Source organism: Paenibacillus sp. M-152 (assembly GCF_003856555.1).
GTDB classification, from domain to species: Bacteria; Bacillota; Bacilli; order Paenibacillales; family Paenibacillaceae; genus Paenibacillus; species Paenibacillus polymyxa_C.
Map to the genome: position 1 here is coordinate 882,688 of NZ_CP034141.1, position 26,589 is coordinate 909,276.

Annotated in this window: 21 protein-coding genes and 3 pseudogenes; 18 read left to right on the forward strand and 6 right to left on the reverse strand. The window is 44.8% G+C overall.

All coding sequences use genetic code 11. From position 1 onward, the window contains the following. Positions 1-120: 120 nt before the first annotated feature. A complete protein-coding gene (locus EGM68_RS04025) occupies positions 121-1,461 on the forward strand; it encodes an amino acid permease (protein WP_090736934.1) in 1,341 nt (446 codons plus the stop codon). 20 nt (positions 1,462-1,481) lie between these two features. Here EGM68_RS04025 and EGM68_RS04030 read toward each other — a convergent pair whose 3' ends face one another. Further along, entirely contained in the window at positions 1,482-2,114 is a 633-nt protein-coding gene (locus EGM68_RS04030; RefSeq protein ID WP_025676060.1) for a LysE family transporter, read from the reverse strand. A 291-nt stretch (positions 2,115-2,405) separates the two neighbouring features. Here EGM68_RS04030 and EGM68_RS04035 point away from each other — a divergent pair, with 291 nt between their 5' ends. From EGM68_RS04035 to EGM68_RS04060, 6 genes are all read left to right on the forward strand, one after another. Beyond that, positions 2,406-3,374: an SIS domain-containing protein gene (locus EGM68_RS04035; protein WP_013369380.1), complete on the forward strand. Its 969-nt coding sequence runs from the start codon at positions 2,406-2,408 to the stop codon at positions 3,372-3,374. Positions 3,375-3,402: 28 nt separating this feature from the next. Beyond that, positions 3,403-4,215 carry a fructoselysine 6-kinase gene (locus EGM68_RS04040; RefSeq protein ID WP_129548691.1) on the forward strand — a complete coding sequence of 271 codons (813 nt, stop codon included), beginning with the start codon at positions 3,403-3,405 and terminating at the stop codon, positions 4,213-4,215. A 95-nt stretch (positions 4,216-4,310) separates the two neighbouring features. After that, positions 4,311-5,024 carry a GntR family transcriptional regulator gene (locus EGM68_RS04045; protein ID WP_013369382.1) on the forward strand — a complete coding sequence of 238 codons (714 nt, stop codon included), beginning with the start codon at positions 4,311-4,313 and terminating at the stop codon, positions 5,022-5,024. 134 nt (positions 5,025-5,158) lie between these two features. After that, positions 5,159-6,742: an amidohydrolase gene (locus EGM68_RS04050; protein ID WP_058831244.1), complete on the forward strand. Its 1,584-nt coding sequence runs from the start codon at positions 5,159-5,161 to the stop codon at positions 6,740-6,742. 2 nt (positions 6,743-6,744) lie between these two features. Further along, positions 6,745-8,175 (forward strand): YfcC family protein, encoded by a 1,431-nt coding sequence (locus EGM68_RS04055; RefSeq protein WP_025676064.1) that lies wholly within the window; start codon positions 6,745-6,747, stop codon positions 8,173-8,175. A gap of 168 nt (positions 8,176-8,343) precedes the next feature. Continuing rightward, positions 8,344-10,014 (forward strand): ribonuclease J, encoded by a 1,671-nt coding sequence (locus EGM68_RS04060; RefSeq protein WP_013369385.1) that lies wholly within the window; start codon positions 8,344-8,346, stop codon positions 10,012-10,014. A gap of 217 nt (positions 10,015-10,231) precedes the next feature. Here the strand turns inward: EGM68_RS04060 and EGM68_RS04065 are convergent, their stop codons facing one another. Beyond that, positions 10,232-11,494, reverse strand: coding sequence for a BaiN/RdsA family NAD(P)/FAD-dependent oxidoreductase (locus EGM68_RS04065; RefSeq protein WP_013369386.1), 1,263 nt, complete (start codon positions 11,492-11,494; stop codon positions 10,232-10,234). 292 nt (positions 11,495-11,786) lie between these two features. On the opposite strand from EGM68_RS04065, the gene EGM68_RS04070 reads away from it, so the two are divergent. From EGM68_RS04070 to nadE, 3 genes are all read left to right on the forward strand, one after another. After that, entirely contained in the window at positions 11,787-13,526 is a 1,740-nt protein-coding gene (locus tag EGM68_RS04070) for a two-component system sensor histidine kinase NtrB (protein ID WP_013369387.1), read from the forward strand. Positions 13,527-13,668: 142 nt separating this feature from the next. Beyond that, the gene (locus EGM68_RS04075) at positions 13,669-14,103 is read left to right on the forward strand and encodes a BrxA/BrxB family bacilliredoxin (protein ID WP_013369388.1); all 435 of its coding nucleotides are present in this window, start codon (positions 13,669-13,671) and stop codon (positions 14,101-14,103) included. 102 nt (positions 14,104-14,205) lie between these two features. Then, a complete protein-coding gene (gene nadE / locus EGM68_RS04080; protein WP_013369390.1) occupies positions 14,206-15,015 on the forward strand; it encodes an NAD(+) synthase in 810 nt (269 codons plus the stop codon). Positions 15,016-15,106: 91 nt separating this feature from the next. Here the strand turns inward: nadE and EGM68_RS04085 are convergent, their stop codons facing one another. Continuing rightward, positions 15,107-15,934, reverse strand: coding sequence for an alpha/beta hydrolase family protein (locus tag EGM68_RS04085; RefSeq protein WP_013369391.1), 828 nt, complete (start codon positions 15,932-15,934; stop codon positions 15,107-15,109). Positions 15,935-16,115: 181 nt separating this feature from the next. Here EGM68_RS04085 and acpS point away from each other — a divergent pair, with 181 nt between their 5' ends. From acpS to EGM68_RS26480, 6 genes and pseudogenes are all read left to right on the forward strand, one after another. Continuing rightward, positions 16,116-16,520: a holo-ACP synthase gene (gene acpS, locus EGM68_RS04090; RefSeq protein ID WP_013369392.1), complete on the forward strand. Its 405-nt coding sequence runs from the start codon at positions 16,116-16,118 to the stop codon at positions 16,518-16,520. A gap of 4 nt (positions 16,521-16,524) precedes the next feature. After that, positions 16,525-17,757: an A/G-specific adenine glycosylase gene (gene mutY, locus EGM68_RS04095; protein ID WP_013369393.1), complete on the forward strand. Its 1,233-nt coding sequence runs from the start codon at positions 16,525-16,527 to the stop codon at positions 17,755-17,757. A gap of 786 nt (positions 17,758-18,543) precedes the next feature. Next, entirely contained in the window at positions 18,544-18,753 is a 210-nt protein-coding gene (locus tag EGM68_RS04100; protein ID WP_013369396.1) for a hypothetical protein, read from the forward strand. Between the two features lie 33 nt (positions 18,754-18,786). Next, positions 18,787-19,155, forward strand: a pseudogene (locus EGM68_RS04105) (Ger(x)C family spore germination C-terminal domain-containing protein); the annotation flags it as partial. Continuing rightward, positions 19,155-20,276, forward strand: coding sequence for a GerAB/ArcD/ProY family transporter (locus tag EGM68_RS04110; protein ID WP_129548692.1), 1,122 nt, complete (start codon positions 19,155-19,157; stop codon positions 20,274-20,276). The pseudogene EGM68_RS04105 and the gene EGM68_RS04110, both read left to right, overlap by 1 nt. An 821-nt stretch (positions 20,277-21,097) precedes the next feature. Further along, positions 21,098-21,241, forward strand: coding sequence for a hypothetical protein (locus tag EGM68_RS26480; RefSeq protein WP_013369400.1), 144 nt, complete (start codon positions 21,098-21,100; stop codon positions 21,239-21,241). On the opposite strand, the pseudogene EGM68_RS26485 reads toward EGM68_RS26480, so the two are convergent. After that, positions 21,204-21,290, reverse strand: a pseudogene (locus EGM68_RS26485) (hypothetical protein); the annotation flags it as partial. The gene EGM68_RS26480 and the pseudogene EGM68_RS26485 sit on opposite strands and share 38 nt — an antisense overlap. Positions 21,291-21,673: 383 nt before the next feature. On the opposite strand from EGM68_RS26485, the pseudogene EGM68_RS25980 reads away from it, so the two are divergent. Further along, positions 21,674-21,887, forward strand: a pseudogene (locus EGM68_RS25980) (VOC family protein); the annotation flags it as partial. A gap of 31 nt (positions 21,888-21,918) precedes the next feature. Here EGM68_RS25980 and EGM68_RS04130 read toward each other — a convergent pair. After that, a complete protein-coding gene (locus EGM68_RS04130; RefSeq protein WP_090736920.1) occupies positions 21,919-22,911 on the reverse strand; it encodes a YiiG family protein in 993 nt (330 codons plus the stop codon). Between the two features lie 470 nt (positions 22,912-23,381). Further along, positions 23,382-24,203, reverse strand: coding sequence for an AraC family transcriptional regulator (locus EGM68_RS04135; RefSeq protein WP_090736916.1), 822 nt, complete (start codon positions 24,201-24,203; stop codon positions 23,382-23,384). 174 nt (positions 24,204-24,377) lie between these two features. On the opposite strand from EGM68_RS04135, the gene EGM68_RS04140 reads away from it, so the two are divergent. Then, complete coding sequence (locus tag EGM68_RS04140) at positions 24,378-26,573, forward strand: alpha-galactosidase (protein WP_129548693.1); 2,196 nt, start codon at positions 24,378-24,380, stop codon at positions 26,571-26,573. The last annotated feature ends 16 nt before the right edge of the window (positions 26,574-26,589 follow it).

Genomic DNA, 26,589 nt, shown 5'->3' on the forward strand with positions numbered 1-26,589 from the left:
TCGAGTTTGCTGGTGCTTCTTTATTACAAATTGAATTGACTTTCACATGAAATATGGAGAAGAAGGCAATCATAAAAAAACAAAAAATAGGTCTCAAATTCAGAATAGGGTGATTTTCGTATGGGCAAGTCTTCAGCGGGCAAACAAAAAGAGCAAAAACTAAAATGGTGGCAGCTGAGCTTGTTAGGAGTTGCAGGCACCATCGGTACAGGGTATTTCCTCGGGTCTAGTTTAGCAATTTCCATTGGTGGTCCAGCCGTGCTGATTGCTTACTTCTTGGCAGCAGTTGGAACGTATGTGGTGTTTGACGCCCTTTCGCGCATGACAGCAGATCATCCAGAACAGGGCTCTTTCCGTTCCTATGCTCAAAAAGCATTTGGCAATTGGGCAGGCTTCGGCAGTGGCTGGGTGTATTGGTTCTCGGAATTGCTTATTAATGGGAGTCAACTAACTGCGCTGTCTATATTTTCACGCTTTTGGTTTCCTCAGGTACCGATGTGGATTTTTGCGGCAGGCTTCGGGCTCTTAGGGCTTGTGATTGTTTTTTTTGGCAATAAGGGTTTTGATCGTGTAGAAAATGTACTCGCGATCATTAAGATAGCGGCTCTTTTGATGTTTTTGGTCCTAGCGGTAGCGCTTCTGGCAGGCTGGATCGGAGGAGGTAAATATAATCCGAAGTTCCCTCTCAGCTCCAAAGACTTTTTTCCAACCGGTGGCATAGGGTTATGGTCATCTTTTATTTTTGCCTTTTATGCATACGGAGGTATTGAAGTGCTCGGAATTATGTCTAACCGACTTCAAAACCCGGAGGAAGCACCGAAAGCAGGAAAGGTCATGTTGATGACGCTGGTTGCAGTGTATGTGCTTTCGATTGGGCTGGCTGTGTCTATGGTACCATTAAGTGCCTTTAATCCGAAGGAAAGTCCTTTTGTACTTGCGCTCAGTAGCGATCAACTGGCCTTTGTGCCTCATTTGTTTAACGGAGTCCTTATTATTGCAGGGTTCTCCACGATGACAGCATCGCTATATGCAGAGACTTCGATGATGATTACCCTTGCCCAGGAAGGAGATGCGCCCACACTGTTCTCACGAAAGTGGAAGGGCAAATATCCTCTTTATGCACTCAGTTTGATCTCTGTTGGATTAATCTCAGCAATCGTATTATCGTTGCTGCTACCGGGAAAAGTGTATGAATATATCACAACAGCTGCGGGCTTAATGCTGTTATATAACTGGTGCTTTATTTTGCTGTCTTCAGGTAAGTTACTGGAATCAAGCACATCAAGCAATATCAAACGCTGGATTGGATTATTGCTGATAGCTATGGCTGTAGTCGGGGCCTTTTTTCATAAGCTTAGCCGCCCTGGGGTTTACATCAGTTTACTGCTGGTCTTGTTAATTGCAATATGTGACCTCATTGTTCAATGGGTGCGTCGAAAGCACGGCAAGGAATCTCGTTAACTTTATCAAGAAGACAAGCGTTAGCGTAAAAAAAGTAATTGAAATGCCTGTACACCAAAATAAAAGCCAAAGCCTACAAGAGATAGACCTGACATCCAAGAGATGGTTTTAAGCAATCCGGGTTTGAGAAATCTACGGAAAACACTTGAAGCAGCTGCCATCGTCACATCCCACGCCAACACGCCCAGTACAATCGCTCCGCTGTAAATCAATAGCTGTTGTACTGGATATGTATTAGCAACATTGGCCAGTATGGAACCGTAAATACCAAGCCAGAAAAGGATGGAGAGAGGATTAAACAACGACATCAGGAAGCCCGCAACAAAGGAGTTAGTCAGGGTATTGCCATTTCCCCTTAATTCGGATTCTGAAATCACACCAGCATTTTTGATGCTTTCAAGACCTGTATACACAAGCACGAAAAAACCAAATAGCCATAAAAAAGCTTTGACAAATGGGGAATTAAGAAGGTGGATCATTCCCAAATAGACAAGCATCATATAGATAATATCTGCTGTGATTGCACCTAGCCCAATAAACCAGGCGTGCCAAAATCCATTTTTAATACCTCGATCTAACTGTGCGGCATTGATGGGTCCAATGGGAGCGGAAAGTGACAGACCCAGAAAAACATACCCGATAAATGTATTAATGGTGTTTTCCTCCTTGATTATTTATTGGACGTTATGTATTTGTCTCATTTAGTTTATTCGGACAAACCCATGTGTAAGACCATATTTTTTGCGCGTATATTATAGGCATAGCTTCCTTATCGCTAACCCAATCAATGAATATAAATTAAATCCCAAAAGGAGCTCTAAACCTCATACAAAAGGGTTAGAGCTTTTTTTAATGAAGGGGCTTGACACTTTTAATGAAAGCGCTTATATTTATCTCGTAAACAATACGTTATATAACGTTATATAAAAAGGAGAGATAAACACATGAATGTACAACAGACGATTCAGACGATTAATGAACAAGCGAATGGGAAGATTTCTGAGGTTTATTTAGTAGCCTGCGGGGGCTCACTAGTTGATATGTATCCTTCAAAATATTTTCTGGATAGTGAAGCAAAGAAACTGGTAGCAGGGATGTATACAGCGAATGAGTTTGTACATGCGTTGCCAAAACGATTGGGGGCACACTCAGTGGTCATCGTTTGTTCCCACGGTGGAAATACTCCAGAATCGGTCGCAGCTGCTAAATCTGCCAAAGAGAAAGGTGCTTATACCATTGGCTTAACCCACAATAGTGAAGCGAGCCTGCTTAATTATTCGGATTATTCCTTCCTTTACGAGTGGGGGGATGAGAGCGATGTTAAAAACAACCCGATGGCCATTATTCTAGAACTTACGGTTGAACTGCTTCAAATCACTGAGGGCTATGCGCATTACCCAGCTTTCCAGAATGGATTGGGAGCAATCAATGGGATTATTAACCGGGCCAAAGTCCAAGTTGAACCGCGCGCTCAAGTATTCGCTGACAGATACCGCAATGAGGAACTCTTTTATATCCTGACCAGCGGAGCATCTTATGGACATGCTTATGGCTTTGCCATCTGCTCGCTGATGGAAATGCAATGGCTTCATGCAGCTTCTATCCATTCCGGTGAATTCTTCCATGGCCCATTTGAAGTAACGGATAAGGAAACTCCATTTATTCTGATGATCAACGAAGGACGTACACGGGCGCTGGATGAGCGGGCACAGACTTTCCTGAATCAGTATGCCGAGAAAGTGGAAGTGATTGATGCAAAGGAGCTTGGCATCGGAACGATTGCAGACGAAGTGGTAGAGTTTTTTAACCCGGTTTTATTTTACAGCATTGTATGTGTGTATCGTGAAGCACTAGCAAATGTACGCAACCACCCATTGGAAACTCGCCGTTATATGGGCAAAGTAGCTTACTAAGCGCACCTACCAACAGGAGGAAACCATCATGAAGGTTCTAGGCATTGGCGATAATGTGGTAGATAAATATGTTCATCTGCGCATGATGTACCCTGGCGGCAATGCGCTTAATTTCAGTGTGTTTGCCAAAAAAGCGGGAGTGGATGCAGCCTTTATAGGCGTGTTTGGGGACGATCACGAAGCACGGCATGTAGAACATACCCTCCGTGAGCTTGACATCGATATTTCACGGTGCAGATATCACAGCGGTGAGAACGGCTGTGCACGTGTAACCCTGGAAGACGGAGACAGAGTATTTCTGGGCAGTAATGAGGGGGGAGTGACACGTCTCCATCCATTGGAACTGAGCGAAGATGACAAGGATTATCTTGGCGGATTCGACCTGATTCATACTGGCTTGTACAGCCATACAGGCCACTTGCTGCCCGAGTTGGAGACACTGGGAATTCCTATTTCCTTTGATTTTTCAGATGATTTTACAGATACACAGGTAGAACAATATATCATGCATGCCGATTTTGCATTCTTCTCTTGCAGCCATATGACGGATGAAGAGACACAGAATTTTATCCGTTCCAATCGAAAAAAAGAGGGGCAAATTCTGATCGCCACTCGTGGCGGTGACCGATCTATCGCCTATGATGGTACGAAGTTCTATTTTCAAATGCCCGATTCCGTTGACGCTGTGGATACCATGGGAGCAGGCGATTCTTATATAACTGCTTTTTTACTGAGCTTTTTGGAAAAAGGCAACATTCAGGCTGCTATGGCAGAAGGCTCAAGGCTTGCCGCCCAGAGCTGCCTGGTAGAAGGTTCCTTCGGATACGGCGTTCATTATTGACGATCCTTTTCGAATATCTTCACTTGTAAGAATATGTAACCTTTGATACTCTAAGTGAGAGTGATATAACGTTATATGACAAGTGAGGGTACATTATGTTAAATTCAGACCAAGCGGAGCCATTATATATTCAATTACAAAAAGCGGTTAAAACCGCTATTCATAATGGAACATTTACGCAGGGAAGTCGTATACCGACCGAAACAGAATTAAGCGAAATGTATAATGTAAGTCGAATTACTGTAAGGAAAGCAATTGCCGAATTAGTTCATGAAGGATATCTGACCAAACGTCAGGGAAAAGGCACCTTTGTCAATATCCCCAAAATTGGACGGAAGATTGAACATGTCATCAGCTTTACGGCGGCATGCAAATCCAACGGGCTTTCTTCACACAGTGAGGTTACAAAACGTGAAATCATAGCAGCAGATGAAGAAATTGCACATCAGTTGCAGCTATCGCCAGGAGAAAAAGTGTTATTTATCCAGCGTAAAAGATATGCGGATGATCGCCCCCTGATGCTGGAAAACAATTTTTATCCTTATGAACGCTTTGCATTTCTAATGCACGAGCAGTTGGAGGGGTCTGTATACGAACTGCTGCGGCAAAAATACAGCATCGACCCTAACCAGCCAGGAGAGACGATATTACAAATTGCCTTGGCGGATGAAAATCAGGCCAAATTGCTGGAGACGGCGATCGGGCAGGCGTTGTTTTACATGCATACCATTATCTATGACCAGCATGGAAGCCCGGTTCATGTAGGAAAACAGTACATCATCGGAGACCGCTACCAATTCTCCATATAATCCGTTACCTGTTATGCAAGGTAGTTCAGGTACGTCTGGCTTCTGCTTCCATCCAATAGGGAGAAGCAGAAGCATTGACATAACGTTATATTACGTCATGTTGTTAGGTGAATCAATCATGAGGTGGTGAAACTATGCAAGGGATGAAAGATACATTAGCAGACAAAGTATTACTCTCCAATGCTATTTTTAATGGATTGGAAAATGAAGCTTCGCCCGGTTTTATTGCAGTGCGAGGAGAACGTATTGCAGCAGTGGGGCATCCGGAAGAGGCACAAGCCTGGATAGGATCGGAAACGGTTGTCTATGATCTGGGCGATGCCTTTATCATGCCGGGAATTCATGACAACCATGTATTTTTCACCGGATATATGTCAATGCATCGGGGCGTGGATCTGACGCATACAGCCTCAAGTGAAGAAGCAGTGCAACTACTGCTTCAAGAGGCAAACCACCTTCCATCAGGAAAAGATGTAACCGCTTACGGTTGGAGCGAGGAAAAATGGGGTGGGCTGCCTGAGCCAAGCTTGTTGGATGGATTGTTTCCCGATCGGGCGGTCATCGCCATCAACCAAAATAAAAGTTACTGCTGGATGAATCGATTGGCTGAGGAGAGATATCAATTTTCGCCAGATCAATGCAGTGCCGAAGCACGCGCTTTACTGCTCCAAGCTATGATGCAGGATCGCAGCCTTGTCCAACAAGAGTTTATGGAATTTTGCCGCCTGCTGGCTGCAAGAGGAGTTACTTCTATAAAAGATATTGGCTTTGACCGGCATAGCGAGCTGCTTCCGATTCTAGAGGAATTGAAAGAAACAGGTGAATTGCCACTCCGGTTTCATTTCTCGCTGGAACCGGTTGTTGAACCGTTTGATATAAGTATTGGTATCAAGTATAAGGCACTTTATCATGGAGACCTTATTCGTTTCCAAGGCTACAAGCTGATGCTTGACGGCGTCGTAGCCGATCATACAGGGGATATGTTGGAGCCTTACGCAGATATGCCTGGAGTCACGAATTTGAGGGCGGTTGATTACGAAAAAATTGAAGCCTCAGTTCTGGAAGCGGACAGCCAGGGGATCAAATGCTGTCTAACTGCAGAAGGCGATGCTGCGATTCGCCAAGCAGTATCCATGATTGAAAAATGCCGCGCGCAGCAAGGCAATCACCTTATCAGACATTCGATCAGTGATCTGGAGTATCCTCATCCAGATGACCTGACCAGAATGGGAGAAAACGAAATTTTTGCCGAGGTCTATGCTCAGATTTTGCTGCTGAATCCCTCTTACGAAGAGGCTTATATGTCTGCTGTGGCAGGCAAAGAGAATGAAAACCGTTTTTATAATTATAAGTCCATGCTGGAAGCTAACGTGCCGATCACTATAGGTACTGATTTGCCTTTATTTATCACCAGTGTCCCCGATTCGCTGTATGCGGCCTCTCACCGATTATTCCCGGATGGCTCGCCTGCTGGAGGCTGGTATCCTGACCAAGGAATGCCGGCATCCGAAGTTTTAAAGGCATGGACGATTAATGGAGCCAAACATTGTTATATGGAAGAGGTTACAGGTACGCTGGAGGCTGGAAAATATGCTGACATCGCCGTTTTTGATCGCGACCTCCTTAATGCATCCGCTGGTGACATCAGGGATGCCCAAGTGATATTGACCATTATGGGAGGGAAGGTTACGTATAACCATTCTTGGAATGAGGGATAAACATGAACATCACGAATAAGAAATGGAAATTATCCTTGCCCCATAGTTATACCTTAATATTCTTGATTATTATTACAGTCGCCGCGTTGACATGGGTTGTACCCAGCGGTCAATTTGAGCGTCATGAAGTGACAGTGAACGGTGTGACCAAAACGGCAATCGTTTCAGGAACCTATCACTCTGTACCCAAAACAGGGGAGAACGGCGATTTAAGACAGGGAATCCCTCAGATCCTTAGCGCTCCTATTGAGGGGATTATCAATGCCGCCGATGTCGTCTCTTTTGTTCTTATCGTAGGCGGCTCCTTCGGTATTATTCTGCAGACAGGCGCCATTGATCGTGCGCTGACAGCTCTTGCCAGGCGGTTGAAGAATAAAGGGATTTTGCTTATTCCCATTGCTATGGTTATCTTCAGTCTCGGAGGTTCTACCTTTGGGATGAGTGAAGAAATTATTCCACTTTATGCGATTTTCATTCCGTTGATGTTTGCCTTGGGTTTCGACTCTATGACAGCGATTCTTATTTTATTTCTGGGAACGCAAATTGGCTATGTTGGTTCGACTGTCAATCCATTTTCAGTGTTGATTGCCCAGGGAATCGCAGGAGTGGAGGGGAATCCTCAGCTCTGGCTGAGATTTATCGAATGGCTTGTATTTACGACGATTTCTATTGCTTTTACGATGTGGTATGCGCACCGGGTGAAGCGAAATCCGGAGAAATCCCTCGTGTTTCAAAGTGATATTATAAACCGCGAGCAATTTATTAAGGAAAGCACAGGCGAGGACGTCGTCTTCACATTCCGGGACAAATTAATTATAGGTGGATTTATTGTAACGCTTGGAGCGATTGTCTGGGGAATTTTGGTCAAAGGCTGGTATATGACTGAGATCGGCGCCCTTTTCTTTGCCCTTGGTATTTTTGTTGGGGTTGTCACCAAAATGAGTCAGAAGGAGATAGCTGAAAATTTTGTAAAAGGATGCGGAGAATTTATCTACGCCGCGGTGATCATAGGCCTCGCCCGCGGAATTCTGATTATCGCAGAACAGGGTATGATTATTGATACCGTATTGAATGCACTTGCAAGCGTCCTGGAAGGTTTGCCAAGTTATTTATTCACGACTATTATGTTGCTTGCGCATAATATCATTACTTTCCTCGTTCCCTCTTCTTCGGGGGAAGCTGCACTAACCATGCCTGTACTTGCACCGCTTGGCGATCTTGTAGGCATTAATCGTGAAGCCGTAGTCACAGCGTACCAATTTGGTAACGGGTTAACCAATCTCATTTCACCGACAGGTGGAGTGCTGCTGGCAGGATTGGCCATTGCCCGGATCAGCTTTGGACAGTGGCTGAAGGTAATCTTCAAACTATTCCCGATTCTATGGCTGATAGCTGCTATTTTTGCCGCGATATCGGCTGCGGTGGGTATGTAATCAATCAAATGAGGGCCCCTGTCTGTTAGAGACAAGGGTTTCTTTTTGTGTTTGTGAAACAAGTCCTCTTATTTAGGAAGGCTACTCATTTCTTTCCCAATATGGTGTATAAGTTTACGCGGAAAATAAATAATATGGATAGCATTTTCCTAAGGAGGAAATAAACTGATGCTTGCTGATAACAGATTACTCATTGCTGCTCTAGGCGGTGTTAATGAAATTGGAAAAAATATGTATTTCATCCAATACGATCAGGATATTGTCGTCATTGATTGTGGCTCCAAGTTTCCCAATGAAAATTTGCCTGGTATTGACCTCATTGTACCGGATGTCACCTATCTGCTGGAGAATCAGGATAAAGTTAGAGCGCTCATTGTAACCCATGGACATGAGGATCACATCGGGGGCATTCCTTATTTACTGAAGCAGATCAACATTCCGGTATTCGGGACAAAGCTCACCATCGAATTAATTAAGATTAAGCTAAAGGAACATAATCTTTTACGTGATGCCGAGCTTCATCTTATAGATGCGGATTCTACCATTGATGTGGGGAAGATTCAGACATCCTTTTTCACTACTGTCCACAGTATCCCAGATTGTCTGGGTGTTTTTTTTCAGACACCGGAAGGAAATGTGGTCCATACCGGGGATTTCAAATTTGATATGTCTCCTGTCAGCGGACCTTTTCCGGATCTTCATCGCATGGCTGAAATCGGAAAGAAAGGGGTTAAGGTGCTTCTCTCCGAAAGTACGAATGCGGAAAGACCAGGATTTACGCCTTCAGAACGCTTGGTTGGCGGGCACATTCTGGATGCATTCGCTCGAGCCAAGCAGCAGGTATTTATCTCCACGTTCGCTTCCAATGTGAATCGTGTCCAGCAGGTCATTGACGCTGCTGTGGAAACAGGCCGCAAACTGGTCTTACTCGGACGCAGCATGGTAAATGTGGTAACGGTGGCTAAAGAGTTGGGCTTCTTGCACATGCCCGAGGATTTGTTGATTGAGGCTGGAGAAACGGAGCGGTATCCTGCAGAAAAAATTGCAGTTTTATGTACAGGAAGTCAGGGTGAACCGATGGCTGCATTGTCCCGTTTAGCTAATTCCCTGCATCCCAAAATCGAAATATTGCCTGGGGATACCGTCATCATTGCTGCGGGAGCGATACCGGGAAATGAGCGAAATCTTTCCCAAGTTATCGATAACCTGTACGTACTGGGCGCTAACGTTATTTATGGATCAGGCAGCGCTACGGGGATGCACGTATCCGGTCATGGCAGCCAAGAAGAGTTAAAGTTAATGATGACCCTGATGAAACCCCAGTATTTAATTCCTATACATGGTGAATTCAGAATGCTGCATCAGCATCGTCAGCTAGCAGAATCAGTCGGTATTCCTATGGAAAACGTATTTATTGTCCAAAACGGAGAGACAATTCAAATCGCAGAGGGAAGGGCATCCCTGGGTCCCAAAGTACCATCCGGCAATAGCCTGGTAGACGGGCTGGTAACTGGTGATGTGGGTAATATTGTACTGCGGGACCGTAAAAAACTTGCCTCAGACGGAATGCTGATTATTGTGATGACTTTGAGCAAAAACGAAAAGCAAATGCTTGCAACGCCAGAAGTCATATCAAGAGGCTTTGTATTTGTTAAGGATTCCGAAGAGCTGATGAATCAGATTCGAGACACGATTATGGCCACAGTGAACGAGTTAACAGAAATCGAAATGAGTCAGTGGGGCTTGATTAAGCAGATGTTAAAGGATAATGTGGGTCAGTTTATTTACAGCCAAACCAAGAGAAGACCTATGATTTTACCTATCATTATTGAGGTTTAGGAATAGCGGTAAACGTTAAAACAAGATGGAGTTTGTTCAATACGCGATTACTCAAAAAAAGACTTAAATCAGCAATACAACTGATTTAAGTCTTTTTAATTCCTATTTTTCTTGAAAATTGCGGTTGTAATGGCGGTTTGTAGCGAAGCGGAGGATTTGAATCTGGAGAAGGGCCAGCGATCGTAAGATCAAAGCCTACGCGTAGTGCCTCCCACTCCTACATCTCGTTTAAAGCCGCTTGCGTCCCTGCTGTATGCCCTGTCGTAAACGCCGCTGTAATATTATAGCCTCCAGTGTAGCCGTGAATATCCAGAATCTCACCGCAGAAAAACAAGCCAGGCATCAGCTTGGACTCCATCGTTTTCGGATTAATTTCCTTCAAATTCACACCACCCCCGGTAACAAATGCTTCCTTCAGGGAGAGCGTCCCATTCACACGAATGGGAAACGCCTTGATTCGATGGGCGAGTTCTTGCCATTGCTGCTTGGGAATATGATCATAGGTCAAATCTTCACGCAGTTCAGCTTGCTGAAGCAACAATGGAATCATGCGTTCCGGTAAATAAGGTTTAAGCACGTTTTTGATCGCCTTTTTAGCATCGACCGATGCCAGTTCCAGTGTCTCACGGTAGACTTCATCAGCATGTTTGTGAGGCTGTAAATCGAGAGTTAACAATACTGTGTTTACCTTATCCTTTTTCATTCCCTTGACGACAAACTGACTGCAACGCAAAGCGGTTGGACCAGACAAACCAAAATGCGTGAAAATCATATCTCCTTCATGAACGACAACCTTCTTTTGTTTCGCATTCCATACGGTCAGGCTGATGTTTCGTAAGGAGAGTCCCTGAAGCTCTTTTGTCTGGATAAACGTCTCGCCTGACGTTAGCGGGACCTCTGTTGGATATAGTTCTGTAATGGTATGCCCAGCTTGCTCTGCCCATGCATAGCCGTCACCTTCCGAGCCTGTGTGCGGGACGGATTTGCCACCGACTGCGACAATGACGTTACGGCTACGCAGCATTTCACCGGAACGCAGCCGCACACCAGCTGTATGACCTTCTTTGTAAATCACCTCTTGAACAGGGCAGCTTGTCCGAATCTCGACTCCTTGAGAGCGTACCTTATTAATCAAAGCATCGACGACCGTTTTGGCTTTGTCCGTTACTGGAAACATACGCCCGTTGTCTTCTTCCTTTAAGGCTATACCTAGTTGTTCAAAGAAGGCGATGATATCCCGATTGCCGAAAGCAGCCAGGGCACTGTGCAGAAAACGGCCATTGCCGGGAATGTGGCGAATAAGTTCATCCAGCTCTTTTGCATTGGTGACATTGCAGCGACCTCCGCCGGAGATCCCCAGCTTTCGTCCAAGTTTATTTCCCTTTTCCACTAAAAGCACCTTGGCGCCCTCGCCACTGGCAGCAGCCGCTGCCATTAAGCCGGCTGAGCCGCCTCCGATCACAATAACGTCGTAAGTCATAGGCCTCTTCCTTTTCGTCGACAAATTTTCAAAAAAATTCAGAATAGCGTAACAGATTTTCCATCATATCGTAATACCGTCTCTTTAGATAGACTTTGAGCACAGTAGCTGCGTATATCTCTTATTTTACAGGAGTATAAAAACCGTAAAAACGATCCTCTAATATATATCCGGTATTTAGCAGAATTTGTCGTTCTACACCGGGATTTTAACACATATATTGTAATATATTGTAGCCTGTGCTTTAATTCAACTAACGGCGTCAAGGAAAGATGATGAGGGGGAGAAGTCCTTGTTAATTGCGTTGAAGGAAAGTGTGCTCCAAGTTCTCCTTGCCGTTATATCGGCGGGTTTTTTCTCTATATTAACGGATTATGGGGACAAGAAAAAGGTTTGGGCAGGCAATCTGCTTCCCGGACCTCATCAAGGAATACTTTATCTGTGTTGCTTGCCAGCTATATTGCTATGTTCGCTCTTTCAATACCAGCCTCCATATGGCCTACCTTCCAATCTCGGTATTATTCCCCTTGCTGTAGGCGTCATGTATGGTACACGTCGCACTTCCTTTGTTCTCGCTGCTTCTGCATTGACGGGTGTTCTAATTATAGCGCAGTCGATAGAAATGTCCCCAATGTATGTGGGCACTGCTTTTATCCTTTTTCCTTTTATGCTACTGCATGTCAAGTTTTTTCAAAGAGGAACATTGTTGGACAAAAAGCTCGTAATTTTCACATATGTTGTGGCTGATATGCTGCTTAAGGCATTATTACCGCTATTGTGGGGCAAACAGAACATTTCAGTATACATTCCTGATCTGCTTACAACGTTTTGGAATGTTGCTGTAGGTGTGTTGGCAAGTTTTACGGTCGTAAGTCTGATGCATAATTCCTTTGAGAAACTGACGTTGCGGCGAGATGTAACTGAGTTTACGAGCAAATATTTAATCGAAGTGGATAAGCTGCGTCAAGTCATGGATTTGATGCCGTTATCTCTTGTTACTTTGGACAGCGAAGAACGAGTTATACATATGAACAAAACGATGCTGGAGCTCTACCGGGACTTCGATCCCTATATTACGCTGCCTGAGGTTGTAGGCCGTCCTTTAAACTCGTTGTACGTTTTTAGCGCTTCGCCTGTAGTCAACGAACGAGTTGCGAAAGCCTTGGAAGGAGAAGCAGGCGCTGATTTTATAAATGTATCTCCCAAAGTATTCTTCTCCAGTTTCCTTCCTATTCGAGATAAACATATCAATCAAACGACAGGTGTCATTATCGCCTTGCAGGACATCACAGAGCTGGAGACGCTGCGCAGTGAGTTGGGCAATTTCGAGAGGCTCAGTCTGGTCGGACAAATGGCAGCGGGCATTACTCATGAAATACGTAATCCGATGGCGGTTGTGCGCGGGTTTTTACAGCTTATGCGCGAGAAGAGTCCTGATTCTCTAAGTCATTATTACCGCATCGTGATGGAGGAGCTGGATCGGGCGAACGGGATTATTAATGATTTTCTTTCCCTGGCCCAGAATCGGATTGTCGAGAAGGAGCAGTGTCATCTGCATGATATCATTCGTGAACTAACACCTCTTTTGTGGGCAGATGCGAACCTGAGGGGACAGACGATTGAGTTAAAACTGGAGGATCATGTAACGATGCTGCATCTGAATCCTAAGGAAATCAAGCAATTGCTGCTTAACTTATCGCGTAATGCGATGGAAGCTATGGGGGAAAAGGGTGTGCTGACCATTTCTACTCATGAAGAAGAGGATTTTGTCGAACTGGAAGTGAGGGATACAGGTCCGGGAATTCCGCCAAAACAGCTTGAAAAGCTGTTCCAGCCTTTTTACACAACCAAAACGAAAGGTACAGGTTTGGGTCTGGCCTTATGTCAAAGTATAGTGGAGCGTCATCACGGTACGATTGCCGTAGATTCGGTGGAGGGAATGGGCACACAGTTTAAAGTCCGTTTGCGCAGAACCATTCCGACTTATCGGGAGCATTCTGAGACTCCTGTCATAAATTCGATACAGAAATAATTGTGCAAAGATGTAACCGGATTTTTTGCAAATTACGTGAAAAAGATTGTATAATGGGCTTTAGATGTCCATGCCTTTACTACGGCAAAGGGTGAAATTAGAAATGTAGTATACATGATTTAGTGAAAAGGAGTGAAAGAATATGTCTATGTCTTTCGATCAATATATGAGAGATTCAGTTCAGCCTATGCGCGATGAACTGACGAATCTTGGGATTCAGGAACTGCGTACTTCTGAAGATGTGGAGGCTAAGCTGCCTGATGCTAAAGGTACAGTGCTGGTGGTTGTGAACTCGGTATGCGGTTGTGCCGCAGGCCAATGCCGCCCGGGTATAGCTGAAGCGCTGAAGCATGATATAACGCCGGATCATCTGTATACGGTTTTTGCGGGACAGGATAAGGAAGCAACGGCGAAGGCTCGCGAATTTTTCGCGCCGTATCCGCCATCTTCCCCTTCGATCGCGTTACTGAAAGACGGCGAACTGGTTCACTTTATCGAGCGTCATCAGATCGAAGATCGTTCGGCAGATCAGATTGCTGCTGATTTGACCAGTGCATTTGACCGTTTTTGCCGGTAAGACTGCTCAAGCTATGCCCCCGCATTTTTCGCCTGCGAAACTTGCCGGGGCTTTTGCGTGTTGGCTTGTGAAGGAAATTCCTAAAAAAGAGGTGCTTATCTGATGAGTTTGCAGGAACAGATTATTGCTGAATTGGGAGTACAGCCTACGATCAACGTAGAGGCGGAGGTCCGCAAGCGTGTGGATTTCCTCAAGTCGTACGTAACAAAAACAGGAAGCAAAGGGCTGTTGATCGCCATCAGTGGCGGGATTGACAGTGCCGTAGCAGCCGCCTTGTGCAAGCAGGCTACAGATGAGTTGACACAGGAGCAAGGGCAAGAATACAAAACACTGGGTGTATTCCAGCCCTATGGTCAACAGGAAGATATCGAGCATAGCTACGCGGTGGCTAAAGCGTTCAACCTGAAATATGCCGGGGAAACGAACATTAAGGAAGCCGTGGATACGATTGCCGTGGAAGTAGAGCACACATTAAAGGATATCGGTCTGGAACGTTCCATTACTCCGCAAGTGAGAGGAAATGTAAAGGCAAGAACACGTATGGTGGTTCAGTACGCACTTGCGAATGAACTGAACCTGCTCGTCGTGGGTACAGATCACGCTTCAGAAGCCATTACAGGCTTTTATACCAAATGGGGTGATGGTGCGGTCGATATTACACCGCTCAGCACTCTCAACAAACGTCAGGTGCGTTTGCTGGCCAGCTATCTTGGAGTTCCGCAGGCTATTTTGGACAAAGCGCCTACAGCAGGATTGTGGGAAGGCCAGACGGATGAAAAGGAACTGGGAATCTCCTACGAAGCAAACAGCGACTACCTGGAGGGCAAAGAAATTGACCCGGCGGCCCGCGAAAAGCTGGAAAGCTATTTTACACGTACAGCACATAAGCGGACAAGCATTCCGGGAGTGTAAGCATTAATCATTTTGGAATTGTAAAATGCTAAGCTAAATAAATGCGGCGATCCGCCCGGCGGATCGCCGTTTGTATTGAGGGGGCTACTGCCTAATTAGTGATCCGGTCAATGAAGCGGCGGGTTTCGGTAATTGCCTGATCCAGTTGAAGACTGCCTCCCTGGAATGGATGAACGGTGTTAAAGGTATGATTGCCGCCTTGAATTTGTACCCACTCGATGTCGGGACGAACGGAGGTGAGCTGGGCAGAGCCTTCCCGTAGACGTTTGGAGTCTTCGGTTCCCTGGATAAGTACAGCTGGGAGCTGGCTATTGGCAAGCCTGTCTACAATGGAAAAACGCTCGCGATTGTGCTCCAGGTCGTCCAGAATGATAGCATCAAGCGGAAGCTGTTGCCCGGTTCTGGCGTTCTGCACATAGCTGCGTCCCTTGGCACGCATTTCTTCTTTTTGTGGTAAAGTAAACAGATCAAGATTGGTTACGCCATTCCATGAAATGACGCCCGCAATCTCGCCGGGATGATCTAGTGCATATACAAAGCAGCTTCCCGCACCTCGGCTATGTCCTAACAGAAACAACGGCAATTCTCTGAATTCATGGCGTGCTCTCAGATCGGACAGCAATAGTTCCAAATCCTCTTGTTCGCGGCTATAAGTGTTGCGTGCGAACTTTTCCAGCTCGGTAAAATTCTCCAGATCCTCACCTATGCCATTATGTGAAAAATTGAAGGTTACTACGTGGTTATCCATACTTAATGCTTCTGCAATAAAGGGGAACATACCCCAATCCTTAAATCCTTTGTAGCCATGAGCGATGATGAGCAGGCTCTTGGCCGTATTTTTAGCGGGAAACCATGAGGCCCGGATCACCGCATCTGTTCCTGCATCAGTACCAGCTTCAACCACAATCGTTTCTGACATCCTATCCTTCCTTTCTACGGGAGTTTTTTAACCGGCATATCCGCGAATTTAAAGCATTCACTGATTGCCTCTCTCATTTTAACATATTTTGGTGACGCTTTTACGCCTTTGCGACTCGCCAGGGTGTGGACGCACTGTTACAATAGATCCAGTAAAGTAAAAAAGGGCGGGGAATACCCAAATGATCTACGGAATTGGACATGATGTGCTGGAAATAAGCCGTATGGCTCATATTTTGGCAGGTAAATATGCAGATGCATTTTTGAATCGGGTGTTGACCCCGGCAGAACGCGAGCTTGCAGTGGAACGCAAGGGAAGGCTAGCGGAGTTCGTAGCAGGGCGCTTTGCTGCCAAGGAAGCCATAACGAAAGCCTTTGGCTGTGGAATTGGACAAATCATCGGGTTCAGCGATATGGAAATTTTACCTGAACCGGGGGGGAAGCCCGTAGTTTATTTGTCTTCGTCTGCGTGGGATCGACTGAGATTACCGAATACGGGTGACTCGAATTACAGCATTCACTTGAGTATTACACATCAGCCTAACATTGCCTCTGCTTTTGTGATTGTCGAATATAAGGAGACGTGATGTGATGACTACAAATACATTGGAACAAAAGCGTTACTTCAGTTTTGAACTGTTGAATTGGTATACACGTAACAAACGCGACTTGCCGTGGCGCCGCCATCGCAATCCTTTTTATATCTGGATTTCGGAAATTATGCTTCAGCAGACACGTGTCGATACGGTCATTCCGTATTTTAATCGCTTTATTGCACGTTTTCCGACGATTGAAGCGCTGGCGGAAGCGCCCGAGGAGGATGTTCTCAAGCTGTGGGAAGGGCTGGGGTATTATTCGCGGGCCCGGAATTTGCAAACGGCGGCGAAACAGGTAGTTGAGCTTCACGGTGGGCAGGTGCCAGATGATACGCAGGCTGTTGCTGCACTGAAAGGAGTAGGTCCGTATACGACGGGGGCGATTATGAGCATTGCCTTTAATCGGCCAGAGCCTGCTGTAGACGGGAATGTGATGCGTGTGCTGTCGCGTTATTTTCTCATTGAAGAGGATATCATGAAGGGCAGCACGCGAGCGCATATGGAAAGTCTGGTCAGGGAGCTGATTCCCGAAGGAAGAGCCTCCGATTTTAATCAGGCGCTGATGGAGCTGGGGGCGCTGGTCTGCACGCCAAAGTCGCCTCATTGTCTGACCTGTCCGGTCATGGAGCATTGCTCGGGCAGGCTGGCAGGCCGCGAGGAGACGCTGCCAGTCAAAACAAAAGCGAAGCCGCCGCGGCTGGAGCCTCGCTCCGTCGCCCTTATCGAGGGTAGCGGTGCCAACGCAGGCCGCCTGCTTGTGCGCCAGCGCCCGGCCAAGGGCCTGTTGGCCCGTATGTGGGAGCTGCCGCACGAGCTTGCCGGGCCGGAGGGCTACAACGGTCCGGTGCCGGATGAGCCAGCCATGGATCACCTGGCAGCTCATTTGTTGGCAGAGGGCGTGCATGCTCGCCCGGTGCGGTTCGTACGTGAGGCAGAGCACACGTTCAGCCACATTCACTGGAACCTGCGTGTGTTCCAGTATGAAGAGGTCGCCGTCCCTGCCGGGGAGGCGGGCGAACAGCCGCTGGCTGCCGAGCAGCGGGCCAGCTACAGCGCCGCGGCGAAGCCAGGTGCGTTGATTGCGCTGGCTGAGCAGGTGGAGCACGCACATAATGCGCTGCCGGCGGGGTACCGCTGGATCAGCGAAGCAGATATGTCCACCTTGGCGTTTCCCAAGGTGTTCCTGGATCTGATCAACGAATATTATGCAAAGCAAAAAGAGAACTGATGTTAATAATATAACTGTCAGCAAAAAATAAAGGATCGTCTAATAGGTCGAGTATCAAATTCCATTTATTTGACTCCCACTCAAAAAAGCAGTGACCCGCAAGTCGAAAGACTAGGCTTCACTGCTTCTATTGTGCTATCGCTTGGCTTGGAGATTCGTCTATTTCTCTGCCCATTTCAAAACCAGTATATATAAGTAAACTAGTACAAATGCAATACCGTAAGAAATGAAAGTCCATAAATAATTCCAGCCAATGCTATAAGTAACCCAGCCCAGCCAAACAGCGCATAGTTCAGCAACTGTTGTCACAGTGGTAAAAATAATAATCGTAAGAAATGGACTCTTCTTCCATTTTTTGATCAAGTACACCATGAGTGAAACTAGTACAGGATATACTCCTATGTTGAAAGGCAAGGTTGAAAAGGATGCATCTTTTGTGATTGTGTTACTCGCCAAAAATCAAAATGTTTGCCAATTGCATTAAACAGAAATCCTACTGTTGAACCAAACGGAACGACAGAACAATTCGGGAATTTAATGAGCAACTAAAAGGGATTAGCTTCACGGAATCGCTCGACGAGAGTACCCTCGCCTCCATAACAACGGACACCATCTGGTGTTCGTTTTTTTGCTTACTGATACTCAAAGAGAGTCCCTCTGGTTCTAGTATCCACTCATCGCCGAACACGATAGACCCCTGTTCTTCCCCATGAATATTTATCACTATTTTACACATATTACATGTATATCATGATTTAAGTTTTTTGAAGGGGGACCGTCATCGTTATGGCAAGATTACTCGAGGCGAAATTAGATCATCTAAAAAAGATCCTGGATCATCTTCCTGATGTCGTCTTCAAAAAAATGGATGTGGGACAAACGGGAATCCGTGAAGGCCGCTCTCAGGTTAATCTGGAACAACTGAAGGAAGAATTGGTACAGCAGGCGGCTTTTACATCAATGCGAAAGAAGGAACAGATCTTGAGGCGTGTGTGATAAAAGTGTTATCAGGATGAAGTTGAGGATACCCATAGCAAACTTATCCCTCACGTCAAAGGGGAGGCTCTCTCATTCACGGTTCGTATCAAAACAGCTGTCAAACTAAACGAAAACTCGGTTATTTCTTCGGAGTTCTTGAAGGAACTGTTCATCCGAACCGCTAAAGAAACGGTGCAAGATGAAATCAAAAAGATCGTGCTCCAATCATTAAGCAAGCTCCAGAAAGAAATGAAAGCAGACGTAGCCGGCTTCGGTTCAAAGGTAAAAGTGAACTATCCCGCCTACTGGGATCGTGTAAAAGACAATTGGCAGGATACATTCAGTGAAATACCGATCGACGTTCGGGTTGAAGTACAGATTGAACGAACAGGTGCTTATACAAAAGGAGAGGGAGCGTAATGCCCAACACACCTTCCATGAAACAGGATGAAATTTCTACTATACAAGCTCTATTAACAGTAACTTCGACCGTGTACGCTGTGGGAATTGTCAGTTTACCACGAACCATCACGGAACAGACGCAAACTCCTGACGTGTGGCAGGGGCTTTTGCTGGCAAGTCTGTTTGGTGTCGGCGTCGTTTTTATCAACGTGAAATTGTGTCGGCGATTTCCAGGGAAGACGTTCTATGAGCTCAATTCTGTGATCGCAGGTAAATTTATCAGCCTTTTCATCAATATTGCGTTCATGGTATATTGCGTAATGATCTGCTCTCTTGTATCCAGAATGATGGCAGAATTCCTCAAAGCCCTTGCATTGGAGAGAACTCCGGTAAGCATGATTCTCTTGCCGTTTCTTCTGCTCATTGGTTATTTGACCTCGGGCGGTCTTCATGCGATGGTTCGCTTGGTCGAGCTTTTCTTTCCCTTAACCTTTATTGTTTATTTATTGCTGATCATTCTCAATATCAATCATTTTGACATTGATCATTTGCGCCCTGTTTTCCATCAAGGGTGGGGGCCGATCCTCAAATCTCTTAAAGTTGTACCTTTTTCGACGCTGGGTTTTGAATCCATGCTCATATTAACTAATTTCATGGTCAATCCACAAAAAGCATGGAAAGCGGGGGGGATCGGCTACTCGATTGCAATGGCTTTGTATGTCATGATGGTAACGATGGTCGTTGGCTGTATGTCGGTAGAAGAAGTTTCCCAATTGCAATGGCCGGTCGTTTCTTTTGCGCAGCAAATTGAATTCCCCGGTGCGTTCCTGGAACGGTTTGAAATATTTTTTATCATTTTGTGGACAATCAAAATTTTCATGACCGCCTCAAATTATTATTTCTATCTTGTAGCCGGGATCAGCCAGCTCACCCAAAAGTGGAACGGATACATTTTTTATCTTCCGTTAATTATCATATTTGCCGTCAGCATCTATCCTCAAAATTTTATTCAAATAGATAACTTTGGTACAGTAACGGGGTATTTTGGAATGATCATATGCGCGGCAGTACCATTGGTGCTTCTTCTCATTTCCATGATCTTCTGCATAAGGGGAAACCTAGATGGGAAACGTTCATAATGTAATTGGTCATTCACCCCTAAAATGATAATAAATAGGGGTAGTGAAAATATGAACATAGATGATGTTCGAGGCTGCATGGAATCTGCTTTTGGTCAACCGTCTGGCGTTTTCAGGCATTTATCGTGCGAATCCTCTTGGAGGCATGCGTGGTGATCCAAAGATCTTACTCTCACGCTGGAATCCGGATGATCTATGTAAGCGTATCAACACGATTCATTCTATGAGTGACCGGTTTACTGTCCAAAACCGGGATGCTTTAGAATTTATAGAGGACCAGTTTTGGTATAAGGGGTAGCGCCAACATTTTGACCGTTTTTATGTTTAGCTTTATCGGACATGCATTTTCGTCGTTCCTGATGACCTTAGCGGACGTAACGAACCGTTTTTCGGCATACTGATGACCGCTAATGATGTATAGTGGACAACGACTTAGAGTAAGAAAAGCCCGTTTTTTATGCTCCCTTAGCGTATATTTTCGTTAAAATATTGGTTGGACCCCATTTAGAGGCATGACTAAGAAACCCTCTGCTCCTACAGAAATTTATGGATTAATATGGTAATATGGTAATTTTACAGACAATAGGGCTCGTTTTTACTAAGTATGGCGTATATGTATGTATAAGCTGATTTACGGAAATTTCCTCCATTTGTGTCTCTAATATTTCGAGTTGAGACTGAAAAGCAAGTAATAAGGTAATCATTCCTTCTAAAACGTAATGTTGAGAGATGCTTCGGTTGACCTTGGCTTTTTGCTTCAGCGCTATGTCTAGCAGCTCTGCTCTATCGTTAATCCACTTCCTAGAGTGAGAGAGCCTGGCATGTTCAAACAAAGATTGAGAGGCATTTTTGACCTTACCCTGAAGGCAAGCTTGTATGAGCTTCATCCCATGCCCGGTGCGGCTTTAAATCGCCGCGGTAGAACATTTCAGCTAAGTGCCAAGCGTCTGCTGCATCTGTTTTAACTTTGCGTAACGTAGTCCCGCGTGCTCGCTTAGATTGCAAGGGATTCACAATGAGATGTTCAATTTCTTCTCGTGTGAGAAATGAAACGAGCCCACGATGATTCCAACCTCATAGCTTCGCTTGTTATACGGGATCGCATGCCCCAACCAGCTCAAACATGGTCGTTGGTGATAGTGGGAGAACAGTTTTCTTGACGGGGTTATTTATTTCCCTAAAACCACCTAGTTCTTCCCGGCTATCGTCATCTTAAAACACCTATTAAAATAGGCCAACCAAATTTTTGGTTGACCTAATAATACGAAATAAAGTCCTAGACTGTCGCTGTTCCATTGAACTAACGTATCCTGTTAGTTCAGTCATATCACTCTTTCCCTATGGTTTCTTCATAAACGCTACTTACATACTGTTGTCAGTAGTGTTTTTGTATATGTTCGGCAGTGGCGGCCGACAATCACACTGTCATCATCGAGTTCCACGTCCACGATGTCGATGCCGAATATTACGAGCGCTTAAAGCCGTTTGTCGATGAGTGGGTAAAGGAACCTACCACAATGCCATGGGGGGAACCGTGTCGTTCTGTTTTGCGATCCCGACGGCAATCTTGTTAACCTCTTCGCCTCTCCACCATTGCTTTTCTTTCCCTAGAATCGTTGCTACAACCTTATCCACGATACGCTTAATTTATTTCATTATATCGTTCGACTGCCTTGCTTAGCTTATAATTGAAATTCTCAGGTGTGCCATCCGTAGTGTTCAGGAACTGGCCGTTCAGATCAGAATCAGATACAGGTTCCTTCTTATTGATGCGTTCAATGATTTTCGAAGCGGCCGCTTTTGCCTCAGTGGCTGAATCAACATAGCTCTCGATACTGAAGCTGTTAATCCCTTCTTTTTGAACTCGTTTCTTGTCTTTTGAGATTGTCATGAGCGTACTCAGATCTGCGGTCATAATGTCGTATTTGGCTTTAAACTTCGTCATATCAAGTTGCAGCACATTGTCGGCGGTGATTCCCTGCTCATCCATTTCAATGGCCGTAGCCTCGGCATCTATCATGAACTTCAAGGCATTATACCTGATCTGCTGGTCTGAATCCTTGAGTTTTTGCAGTTCGGCCAGACGCTGCTCGTTACCCAATTTTTGCAAAGCCGTGAAGTATTGTTTGGCGACAGTCTCGTAAGCGAGATTGGCACTTACAAGCTTGGTATGCAGCTGTTTTCCTTTTGCGAAATCATCATCCACGTAGCCTTTTGTATCGTAGTAGGCTTTCATTTCGTCCAGGACGGACAACAGATCATTGATGACTGGTGTCAGTTTGATCACTACGGGGTCTACGTTCGCAAAAGCAGGTTGGCTTGCGGTATAGCCGTTCGCTTTATCAACAATTTCCCGCTCAGTTTCAGCAACGCCGAGCATGATGAAGCTGAAGTTCTTGTCGATTACAGGCTGTGTATCACCTCCGAACTTCTCGAAATAATGAACCAGAACCTCATTGATTCTGCCTGTCATCAAGTTATTCAGCCTCACATACGCATTGTATTTTTCGATTTCTTTGCTCTCGCCGGACGTAACGCCTGCAGGCGCTTGATCCACGGTGGATGTAATGGCAGAACAAGCGGACAACATTGTACCTAACATGATAATGGCAATAAAAAATGATAGCTTTCTCAAAATAGTGATTCCTCCGACTGAGTAATTTAACGTGCTTTTCTTTTGTAAGGTGTCTGAATAGGAGAGAGAACAACTGCCCTCTTCTGGTCGATTAAATTCCCTCTTCGCCGCATATTAATGTTGATTGTGAAATAATCTAATCAATTTTAAAATTATTTGGTGAATGGGTCTTGAGACTTGAGTAGCATAATTTTATAAATTTCTTTGTCGTCACTTTAAAGAAGATATAACATGAGTAATGATAAGGCCGGCCTAATGATAAATCGTAATCGATCAGCTTGAGACGTGCGGTGGAGATCCAGTTGCCGTTGCGGCTGCTCTGGCTGTCCGGAATTAAAGGAGTTATTATTTTCTCGAACAACCAAGCTATCCTGTCCGTTCGTATTATGAGGTCAGCCAGTTTTTACTGGTTGACCTCTTTGTTCATAAGAGGTTTATTATGGGCAGCCGAGGTAGAACGTCAAAGCGTTTTATTTTTGGTGATTTTTTCGGTATTCGGATGGGGTCAATTTGTTGACCGTTTTGAACATCTTAGAGAATAGGAGTACATCTTTATACCCTACAGACCGAGCAATATCTCCGATTTTCAGGGAAGTATTTTTTAAGAGGGAGCAAGATTTTTCAATCCTCAAATGCAATAAAAATTCCTGTGGTGACTTATTGAGTTGCTGTTTAAATAAACGATGCAAATACGAACGGTCAATTGAAATGTACTTGGCAATGTCACTTACGGTAATGAAGTGTGAATAGTTTTGTTGAATAAAGAGAAGCGCTTCTTTGATATACCGCTGCTGTCTTACCTCATTGTTGACTTCCTGATTAGGGTAAAGTTCAAACATCAGATACAGGAATTCATACAGCTTGGATGTAAGCAACAGGTCTTTGTTGGATTTCAGCGTAGAGGAAACGACGATACTTTCCATACAGCGAGCAAGATTGCCCTCCGCTTCAAACCGGAAAATGGGATTGTCCCTATGGATACAGGTCCGGCTTAGATATTCTTTTGCCTGCACCCCATTAAAACCGATCCAGGCATATTCCCATGGGTCGACTTCATCCGCTTCGTAGTAAATTAAAACCTTCGGCTCAATAAAGAAAGCATCGTTTTTCTCCAAATGATAGATTTTATCGTTGACTTTAAAGATCCCTTTTCCTTTTAAAATAAAATGCACCATATACCCGCTTCGAATGGCTGGACCATAAGAGTGTTTGCTGGTACAGCTTTCTTTGCCACATGTGTATAGATTAAGATCCAAGTTGTTATAGGAATGATTGGAAAAATGCGAACTCATTTGTTTTCACCTCTTAATTCATCTCTGCATATTATCACACCGTTTCATATAGAGTCTACATTATTCCATATAATTATTAAAACTATTCCATTATGATTAGGGTGTAAGAAACAAGGAAACAACATAATTTATACTTTTTGAAAATATTACTATTGGCGCTATAAGGGGGTCACTATGGCTATAATCATCGATAAAGAGAAGCTTTTATTCCATTTACAAGGCAATAATACCAGTTATGTCATGCAGGTTATACGAGATGGTTATTTAGCCCATCTGTATTGGGGAAAGAAAATTCAGAACTATCGGGGAAGCAATAAAATCATCTTTATGGATAGAGGATTTTCACCCAATCCGGATGGGGCGGATCGAGCTTTTTCACTGGATACCATCCCGCAAGAATATCCGTCATTTGGAAATAGTGATTTCAGGATTCCTGCGTATCAGCTTCAATTGGAGAATGGTTCTACAGTGACAGATTTTCGGTATAAAGAACATCGGGTTTACCAAGGCAAAGCAAAATTGAAAGGGCTTCCTTCTACGTATGCGGAGGATGATGGCGAAGTAGAAACACTGGAAATCATCCTTGAAGATCCATTAATTGATGTAAAGATTGTACTATCCTATAGCCTATATCCAAAGCGGGATGTCATTACCCGTTATGTCCGTTTTGATAATGAAGGTCAGCAGCAGCTAAAACTGCTTAGAGCGTTAAGTGCCAGTGTGGATTTTCGAGATGATGAATATGAACTCATTACCTTGTACGGTGCGCATAACAATGAAAAAAATATAGCAAGGAGAAAAATTTTACCCGGAATTCAAATGGTAGACAGCTGCCGTGGCGCTAGCAGCCCTCATCAGGCACCCTTTATGGCACTTGTAAGAGAAGGGACAGATGAAGATCAGGGCGAAGTATACGCCTTTAATCTGGTGTACAGCGGGAACTTTACGGCCCAGACGCAGGTAGATTCCTATCGGAACACTAGAGTCACGATGGGGATTAATCCTTTTGATTTCACATGGCTGCTTGGACCGGAGGAGTCGTTCCAAACGCCAGAAGTGGTTATGGTATACACCGAAAATGGCTTGGGCGGCATGTCGAGAATTTATCATGATCTATACAGGAACAGATTATGTCGTGGACCATTTCGTGACAAGGAACGACCGATCCTGATTAATAACTGGGAAGCCACCTACTTTAACTTTGATGCCGACAAGATTGAGCAGTTGGCGAAGGAAGCTCAAAGTGTAGGAGTGGAGCTGTTTGTATTGGATGATGGGTGGTTTGGGAAACGAGATGATGACAATACTTCATTAGGCGATTGGGTGGTGGACCGTCGCAAACTTCCAGATGGATTGCCGAATCTTGCCAATCGCATTCGAAATCTGGGTATGGAGTTTGGTTTGTGGTTTGAACCTGAGATGGTATCCATAGACAGTGATTTATACAGAAGGCATCCCGATTGGTGTATCCATGTCCCTGATCGTCCGTATACGCTGGGAAGAAATCAGCTTATGTTGGATTTATCAAGGAAGGAAGTGTGTGAGTACATCGTTAAGTCGGTTTCCGATATTTTATCGAACGTTCCAATTACTTATGTAAAATGGGACATGAATCGTCACATGACAGATGTGGGTTCGGCCGCCTTGCCACCTGAGAGACAAAGGGAGACGGCGCATCGTTATATCCTGGGACTCTACAGTATTATGGAAGAGCTTACATCGCAGTTTCCTCATGTCTTATTCGAAAGCTGTTCTAGTGGAGGAGGCCGTTTTGATGCCGGTATGCTCTATTACATGCCTCAGACCTGGACGAGTGACAATACAGATGCCATTTGCCGACTGAAAATTCAATGGGGGACAAGTCTTGTCTATCCTCCGATTACGATGGGCGCACACGTCTCCACCGTACCCAACCATCAAGTGGGCAGAATAACACCATTGGAGACCAGAGGTTATGTCGCTATGGCCGGGAATTTAGGTTATGAGCTGGATTTGACGACATTAACTGTTGAAGAAAAAGAAGTTGTGAAAAAGCAGATAGCTCTATATAAGGAAATGAGATCGCTCATTCAGTTTGGAAACTTTTACAGAATCATTAATCCGTTTGATGAAAATGAAGCCGCATGGAGCTTTGTGTCAGAGGATCAAACGGAAATGGCGGCGAGCTATTTCAAGGTTTTATCCCAACCCGCTGCCGCGATTAAAACGTTAAAATTCAAAGGTCTGAATCCAGACTACATTTACAGAAATATAGAAACTGGTGAGCTGTTTGGCGGTGATGAATTAATGCATGTAGGCATAACGCTGACCAGGGTGAAGCAGGACTTTTTAGGTCTGTTCTGGAGATTTGTTAAAGAAGACATCATCTGATTCAGCTAGAGGAGGT